Raw genomic sequence first — 6,875 nt, forward strand, 5'->3', positions numbered from 1 at the left:
TGGGACAACTTCTTCCTCCAGCGGGACTCCGAGCTGGCTCAACCCGAGGTTCGTGCGCTCGCACAGGCAATGGCCGTGGCGATGGCCGGCTCGACACCGCGACAGTTGCGAGTGGGTGAATGGCACCTCCCCTACATATCCGACCAAGACCTCGATGAAGCCGGTAGCCGATTCGACGACCAAGATGATCTTCTTCCGCGCATCAGTGCCGCCCGGTGTGCGCGAACGTCCTACCTAACACACGACGGGAGGTCTGATCGCGATGCGGACCTCAAGCTGTTCGACAAACTGGTCAGTGCCGATCCCCCGCACTGGTCCTCGCTCGAACACGTCGCGACCCCGTGGCCAGAGAACAGGGCGCAGGGCGAGCTCAGCTTTACCGATCGCCACGGCGTACCGCAGGAGCTACCGCTCACGCATTTGCCACAGGTCGGTAACCTGCTCGGTTGGCGGTCACTGCGAACAGAGGTCGAGGCCGCCCAGGGCGCACGAACATTCACATAACAGATCCGGAGGAAACTCAGAAAATGACCGAAGCTGGCTATTGCGTCTTCGTGAACGGCCTACCTGGATCCGGGAAGTCGACCTACGCGCGAAAGTTCGTCGATGCTCGCCGAGGCTGGCTGAATCTTGACGTCGACGTGCTCCGAGGGCTCCTCGGCACTGCTTCGGTTGACTTCCTGCAAGCCGGCGTGGAGGTACAGCCGCTTGCGCTGGCAGTTCTGCGAGAGCAAATCGCTTCCGGCGGCAACGTGATATTTCCCCAGCTCTTCTTCACCCCTGAGGAGGCCGCCGAGTTCGAGGCGGCCGTGATGACGAGTGGCGGAAGGGTTCGGCGTACGATGCTTCACGAAGACGTCCGGGAATGTTGGCGTCGCGTTGAAGAACGGGCTCGTCGCGCCCCTGAAGACTCGATCTACCACAACATTCTGAACCTGCTCACAAAATCAGGTGGCATTCTCGAACTGCAGCGGATGGAACACCAACTATCCGCCTGGTCAAAACTTCCGGACCCGCCGCACATAATCAGCTCGTCGACCCCATACGACGAATTTGCGGCGCTCGCGATTGCGTAGACCATGCGCTCACGGTCTCAATGAGAGGAGATCGTCATGACCGTATACGTCATACTCACACATCGGGACCCGGCAGCCACGCGCTATCTCGCAAGCATGCTGAGCCCAAGCCCGGTGGTACTCCACGTCGACGCCAGGGTAGCGGTGGACGCCTTCCGCGGCGAGAACATCCACATCGTTCCCGACCGCAGACGCGTTCATTGGGCCGGCTACTCGACGGTAAAGCCATTAATTCCGCCATGCAAGTCGCCCTGCCGATGGCACGATCCGGCGAATACGTAGTGATGCTCTCCGGCGAATGCTTCCCCGCTCGCCCTCTTGCGGAATTCGAGGCGTCATCGACAGCGATGGCCACTCCACCTGGATCCGCGTTGCCGACGGCACCCTCTACCCCGCCCCCGCCCACAGATCCGACTCCTATCGGAGCGTCGAGATCTGGCGGCGCACCGGCGGGACGCATCCGCTGCACGATCCTTCTGGGATCGGGTAGCGCTTGGTCCAGGGTTTCCAGGTTGTGCAGCACCACGGCGGACATCGACGGCACCGCCACCACCAGTACCGGGTCGCCGTCGTCGTAGCCGCACCAGTGCCGCAGCGACGCCGGCACCAGCACCATGTTACGGCTGGTCAGCGCCCAGTCGCCGTCCTCGTCACGGCGTACGACGATTTCGTGGCTGTCGCCCACGCCGATGTCGACTCGTGTCCCCGGCGTCCATCCCAGCTGCGCGAATAGCTGCTGGTCGCTGAGCCTGCCGTCGGAGTTGAGCATCACCACCGCGTAGCGCCGTCGATGCCGGTGCTTGCGGGGCCCGCGGGGCATGTCGCCGAGTCCGGGAGTCTCGGTCCGCCTCAGATCCAGTGTGCGTCGTTTGCGCAGCACGGACGAGCTCGCACGGCCGTTCGCGGGTGCCCTGCCGGAGGCGGTGGCTGCGTCGGCTGCGGCGTCGCCGAAGTCGATCGCCGGGACGGTTCCGTCACTCATGGGCGTCCCTCGCGGTACTGATCAGCGGGCCGAGCCGGGTTGTATTCCGTACGGCGCCCACAGGGTCGTACGGGCAACCGAAATGCAACCGTTACGGGATCTGTCCCGGATACAGGTGTCAGAGCGGGTAATTCGGTGACCATGGAGTGGATCACCCGGCTGATGGAGGCGCTCGGCTCGCCCGGCGCGGGGCTCGCGGTCGCGCTGGAGAACGTGTTCCCGCCGGTGCCGAGCGAGATCATCCTGCCGCTGGCGGGGTTCACCGCGGGTCAGGGCAAGATCTCGCTGGTCGCCGCGATCCTGTGGACCACGGCGGGGTCGGTCGTCGGCGCGCTCGTGCTGTACGGGCTGGGCAAGTGGCTCGGGCTGGAGCGGCTGCGCAAGGTCGCGAACAAGATCCCGTTCGTCACGGTGTCCGATGTGGACAAGTCCGACGCGTGGTTCGACAAGCACGGCACCAAGGCCGTGTTCATCGGGCGCATGGTGCCGGTCGTGCGCAGCCTGATCTCCATCCCGGCCGGGGTGTCGGGGATGCCGATCGTGAAGTTCACGCTCTACACCGCGGCCGGAAGCCTCCTGTGGAACACCGCGCTGATCCTCGCCGGGTACGCGCTCGGCGAGAACTACGAGCTCGTCGACCGCTACCTGGGCTGGGTCTCGACGGTGGTGCTCGCCGCGCTGGCCATCGCCATCGTCTGGTTCGTGGTCTCCCGCGCCAAGGCACGCCGTTCGTAGAGCACCGACGCCACCGCGATCGCCAGACCCGCCAGCGACAGCGCCACGCCGACCCAGGCCGTGGACGTGTAGCCCCAGCCCGCCGCGATGGCGAGCCCGCCGAGCCACGCGCCCGCGCCGTTCGCGACGTTGAGCGACGAGTGGTTGGAGGACGCGGCGAGCGACGGCGCGTCCGGCGAAGTGTCCATCAGCCGCAGCTGCAGGGCCGCCGCCAGGATCTGCACCACGAAGCCCAGCAGGAACAGCAGGGCGAACAGGAACACCGGGATCGTCGCGGTGAGCCCGAACAGGACCAGGATCACGCAGACGGCGACCAGCCCGCCGAACACCGAGCCCGTCACCGACCGGTCCACGAACCGGCCGCCGAACGTCGCGCCGAGCGTCATGCCCAGGCCGAACACCGCGAGGATCCACGGGACGACGCCGGCGGGGAGGTTCGCGACCTCGGTCGTCAGCGGGGCGACGTAGGAGTAGACGGCGAACATGCCGCCAAAGCCGATCATGCCGGTGAAGATCGCGAACCACACCGTCGGACGGCCGAACGCGCGGACCTCGCCCTTCATCGACGCGCCCTCGACCTTCGGCACCCGCGGCACCCAGACCGCGATCGCCCCCGCCGTGACCACGGCGATCACCGCGACCGCGAGGTAGGCCGTGCGCCAGCCGATCTGCTGCCCCGCGGCCGTCGCGAGCGGTACGCCCACGAGGTTCGCCACGGTCAGACCGACCATCACGCGTGCGACGGCCGTGCCTCGCCGTTCGGGTGCGACGAGCGTGGCGGCGACGACCGCCGCGATGCCGAAGAACGCGCCGTGCGGCAGTCCGGCGACGAACCGCGCCACGAGCAGGAGAGTCTTGTCCTGAGCGGCCGCCGACAGGCCGTTGCCCACGGCGACGGCCAGCATCAGGCCGATGAGCATGCCCTTGCGCGGCAGCTTGGCGCCGAGCACCGCGATCAACGGCGCGCCGACGACGACACCGGCGGCGTAGAGGCTGATCGCGTGCCCCGCCTCGTAGTCGGGGATGCCGAAGGTCTCCGCGATCTGCGGCAGCAGGCCCATGGTCGCGAACTCGGTCGTACCGATGCCGAACCCGCCGAGCGCGAGAGCGGTCATGGCGCGGGTGGTGTTCAAGGCGTTCCCATCGTGAACCAGTTAGCTACCGGAACGATTTTACGGTCCTTCTGACGCGCTTCAGAAGACTCGTGGGCGGTGCCTCTGCTCACAACTCGCCGTCTGTGCAGAAGGCCGGCCCCGTGCAGGTGCGGGACCGGCCTTCAGCTTGTGCCCGGTCAGATGTGCGGGACCTCGACGAACGTCCGGCCGTTGAGCGGCTGCGTCGCACGGGCGTTGCCCGCCGTGAACAGCCCCTTGAAGCGCGCGATGCTCGCGGCCGTCACGTGCTGCTCACCGGTGAGGTACCACTCGACGCCCTCGGTGAACGGCGCCGTGGTGAGCGACCCGGTGTAGTGCAGCGTGTGGTGGCCGACCGGCAGCAACCGGTCGAGGTTGACGGGCGCGACGTCCACCGGCGCACCGCACTCGGGCGCGAGGTGCGCGAGCACGTCGTCCACGACGGAGTGCGAGCCGACGATCAGCGGAACGCCGACCACGAGCAGCTTGCCCTCCGCGCTGCGGTGCACGAGGTGCATCTCCAGCGGCGTGTGGCGGCCACCGAACGCGTGCTCCGACGGCGTGTGGAAGTGGAACTGGACCAGGTCGTATCTGGTGCCGGCGACCGTGACGTGGCCCGATCCGGGCTCCACCTCGGCCTCCTCTGTCTCCTCGTGGTCGCGAGTCGTGCAGCCGTCCGCCTTGTCCAGGTCCTTGCGGATGTACTTCAGCTCCAGCGCGGAACTCCCGTAGGTGATGTCGAGCTTGGCGGCGTGCGGGTCGAACCGGATCGCGTTGGGCGTGACGTTCACCGGGCTTTGCGCCGGTGTCGCCGACTCGGCCGCGCCACCCGCGAAGAACGACGCGGTGAGCACGAGCGGAAGAAGAGCCGGAAGGGACCGTTTCAAGTTCATTGCCCCACTTTTCACCCGATCGAGTGAAAAGGGACAGGGAGTGTGGCCGCGCTCTCACAGTTCCGGAATCAATGTCGTCTCAATTGGCTTGCCGACCCCCATAGGCTCTTTCCGTGGGGTGGAACCTGAACGAGTTGACGAAGCGTAACCAGGTCCCGGGTGCGCAGGTCGCGGTGCTGGCAGATGGCCAGATCACCGACTACGCGGCGGGGTTGCTGAGCCTGCGAACTCGAATCGAGACGACTTCCGACTCGGTGTTCCAGATCGGTTCCATCACGAAGATCTGGACGGCCACCCTGGCGCACCAATTGGTGAACGAGAAGGTTCTCGATCTGGATTGTCCGATTAGATCGTATTTGCCGGATTTCGAATTGAGCGACAGCGCCGCCACCGAATCCGTCACGGCCCGGCACCTGCTCACCCACACCAGCGGCATCGACGGCAACCTCTTCACCGACACGGGCGTGGGCGACGACGCGATCGCGAGGTTCGTCGCCACCCTCACCACCGCCGAGCAGCTCTTCCCGCCCGGCACCATGTTCTCCTACAGCAACACCGGGTTCGCCGTCCTCGGCCGGCTCATCGAGGTGCTGTGCGGCGAACCGTTCCACGACGTGCTCCGCGCACGCCTGGCGACACCGCTCGGCCTGAGAACCGTCTCCACCAACGCCTACGAGGCGATCCTGCACCGCGCCGCCGTCGGCCACGAGCAGGGCGAACCGGTCACCACCTGGGCCCTCCCGTACTCGAACTCCCCCGGCGGCTCCCAGCTGGCGATGAGCGCCCGCGACCTGCTGGAGTTCGCCCGCCTGCACCTGACCGGCTACGCCGCCCTGCGCGAACCCCAGGTCACCCCACCCCCGAACCTCGGCGTCGCGGCGTGGGGTCTCGGCTGGATGATCTACGGCAACGGCGTCGTCGGCCACACCGGCACCACCGTGGGCCAGAAGGCGTTCCTGCGCGTGGTCCCGTCAGCAGGCGTAGCGGTAGCCGTGCTGACCAACAGCCTCGGCGGCCCTGCCCTCGCCCACGAGGTCTTCAGCCACACGCTCCGCGACCTGGCCGGCATCGAGACACCACCCCGCCCCACACCACCCGCCGACCCGCAGCCGGTCGAGGACTGGATGTGCGGCACCTACCGGGGCACCCGCGTCGACTACGTCCTGAGCACCGAGGGCGACCGCGCGTTCCTCACCTACGTCCCGCGCAACGCCCTGGGCGCGCAGTTCCTCGGCGGCCACAGCCGAGACGAGGTCGTCCGGTTCGACGACACCTCGATCATCACCCGCGAACCGGAACTCGGCACCCACCACGTCTACACGTTCGTCGACCGCGACCCCGAGGGCCGCGCGAAGTTCCTCCACAACAGCAACGCCTGCTACCGGATCGCGTGATGGACCTGAGCGAGCTCATCGCGAGGCACGACGTGCCAGGCGCCCAGGTGGCCGTGCTGGCGGACGGCGAGATCCGGGACCGCGCGGCCGGCGTGCTGAGCCTGCACACCGGCGTCGAGGTCACGCCCGACTCGGTGTTCAAGATCGGCTCGATCACCAAGATCTGGACCGCCACCCTCGTCCACCATCTGGTGACCGACGGCCTCCTCGACCTCGACGAGCCCGTGACCGAGCACCTGCCCGGTCTCGGACCGGGCATCACGGCCCGCCACCTTCTCACCCACACCAGCGGCCTCGACGCCAACCACTTCACCGACACGCGCACGATCGAGGAGTTCGTCGCCGCGATCGCCGACGCACCCCGCCCGTTCCCGCCCGGCGCCGTCTTCTCCTACTCCAACAGCGGCTACACCGTGCTCGGCAGACTCGTGGAAGTGTTACGCGGCAAGCCCTTCCACGACGTGCTCCGCTCCGAGCTCGTCACGCCGTTGCAGCTGAAGACCGTCGCCACCGACGTCTACGAGGCGATCCTGCACCGCGCCGCCATCGGCCACACGGATGGTGTGCCGGCGACGAAGTGGGCGGTCTCCTACTCCACGGCGCCCAGCGGCTCGCACCTCGCCATGAGCGCGCGTGACCTGATGGAGTTCGTCCGCCTGCAC

At 67.3% G+C, this 6,875-nt stretch carries 7 protein-coding genes; 5 read left to right on the forward strand and 2 right to left on the reverse strand.

Annotated elements, in window-relative coordinates; translation table 11 throughout:
• The 3 genes from VM306_RS26275 to VM306_RS26285 all read left to right on the forward strand — a co-directional run.
• On the forward strand, positions 1-504 hold a 504-nt coding region (locus VM306_RS26275; protein ID WP_325519735.1), incomplete at its 5' end, for a hypothetical protein.
• Between the two features lie 23 nt (positions 505-527).
• Entirely contained in the window at positions 528-1,076 is a 549-nt protein-coding gene (locus VM306_RS26280; protein ID WP_325519737.1) for an AAA family ATPase, read from the forward strand.
• A 1,123-nt stretch (positions 1,077-2,199) separates the two neighbouring features.
• On the forward strand, positions 2,200-2,793 hold the full coding sequence (locus VM306_RS26285; protein WP_325519747.1) for a DedA family protein: 594 nt from the start codon (positions 2,200-2,202) through the stop codon (positions 2,791-2,793).
• Here the strand turns inward: VM306_RS26285 and VM306_RS26290 are convergent.
• On the reverse strand, positions 2,700-3,908 hold the full coding sequence (locus VM306_RS26290; RefSeq protein WP_325519739.1) for an MFS transporter: 1,209 nt from the start codon (positions 3,906-3,908) through the stop codon (positions 2,700-2,702). The two genes, VM306_RS26285 and VM306_RS26290, sit on opposite strands and share 94 nt — an antisense overlap.
• Positions 3,909-4,084: 176 nt before the next feature.
• Positions 4,085-4,819 (reverse strand): carbonic anhydrase family protein, encoded by a 735-nt coding sequence (locus tag VM306_RS26295; RefSeq protein WP_325519741.1) that lies wholly within the window; start codon positions 4,817-4,819, stop codon positions 4,085-4,087.
• Positions 4,820-4,953: 134 nt separating this feature from the next.
• Here VM306_RS26295 and VM306_RS26300 point away from each other — a divergent pair, with 134 nt between their 5' ends.
• Together VM306_RS26300 and VM306_RS26305 are read left to right on the forward strand one after the other, a co-directional pair.
• Complete coding sequence (locus VM306_RS26300; RefSeq protein WP_325519743.1) at positions 4,954-6,213, forward strand: serine hydrolase domain-containing protein; 1,260 nt, start codon at positions 4,954-4,956, stop codon at positions 6,211-6,213.
• Positions 6,213-6,875 (forward strand): serine hydrolase domain-containing protein (locus VM306_RS26305; RefSeq protein WP_325519745.1); only part of this gene is annotated, 663 nt, incomplete at its 3' end. The genes VM306_RS26300 and VM306_RS26305, both read left to right, overlap by 1 nt.

Origin of the sequence: Lentzea sp. (genome assembly GCF_035525475.1) — a bacterium.
Classification (GTDB): Bacteria; Actinomycetota; Actinomycetes; order Mycobacteriales; family Pseudonocardiaceae; genus Lentzea.

What these genes read in the sequence shown, in the direction of transcription:
- VM306_RS26280 (WP_325519737.1), top strand. Translation starts at nt 528, where the DNA reads ATGACCGAAGCTGGCTATTGCGTCTTCGTGAACGGCCTACCTGGATCC.
- VM306_RS26290 (WP_325519739.1), bottom strand. Translation starts at nt 3,908, where the DNA reads ATGACCGCTCTCGCGCTCGGCGGGTTCGGCATCGGTACGACCGAGTTC.
- VM306_RS26285 (WP_325519747.1), top strand. Translation starts at nt 2,200, where the DNA reads ATGGAGTGGATCACCCGGCTGATGGAGGCGCTCGGCTCGCCCGGCGCG.
- VM306_RS26295 (WP_325519741.1), bottom strand. Translation starts at nt 4,819, where the DNA reads ATGAACTTGAAACGGTCCCTTCCGGCTCTTCTTCCGCTCGTGCTCACC.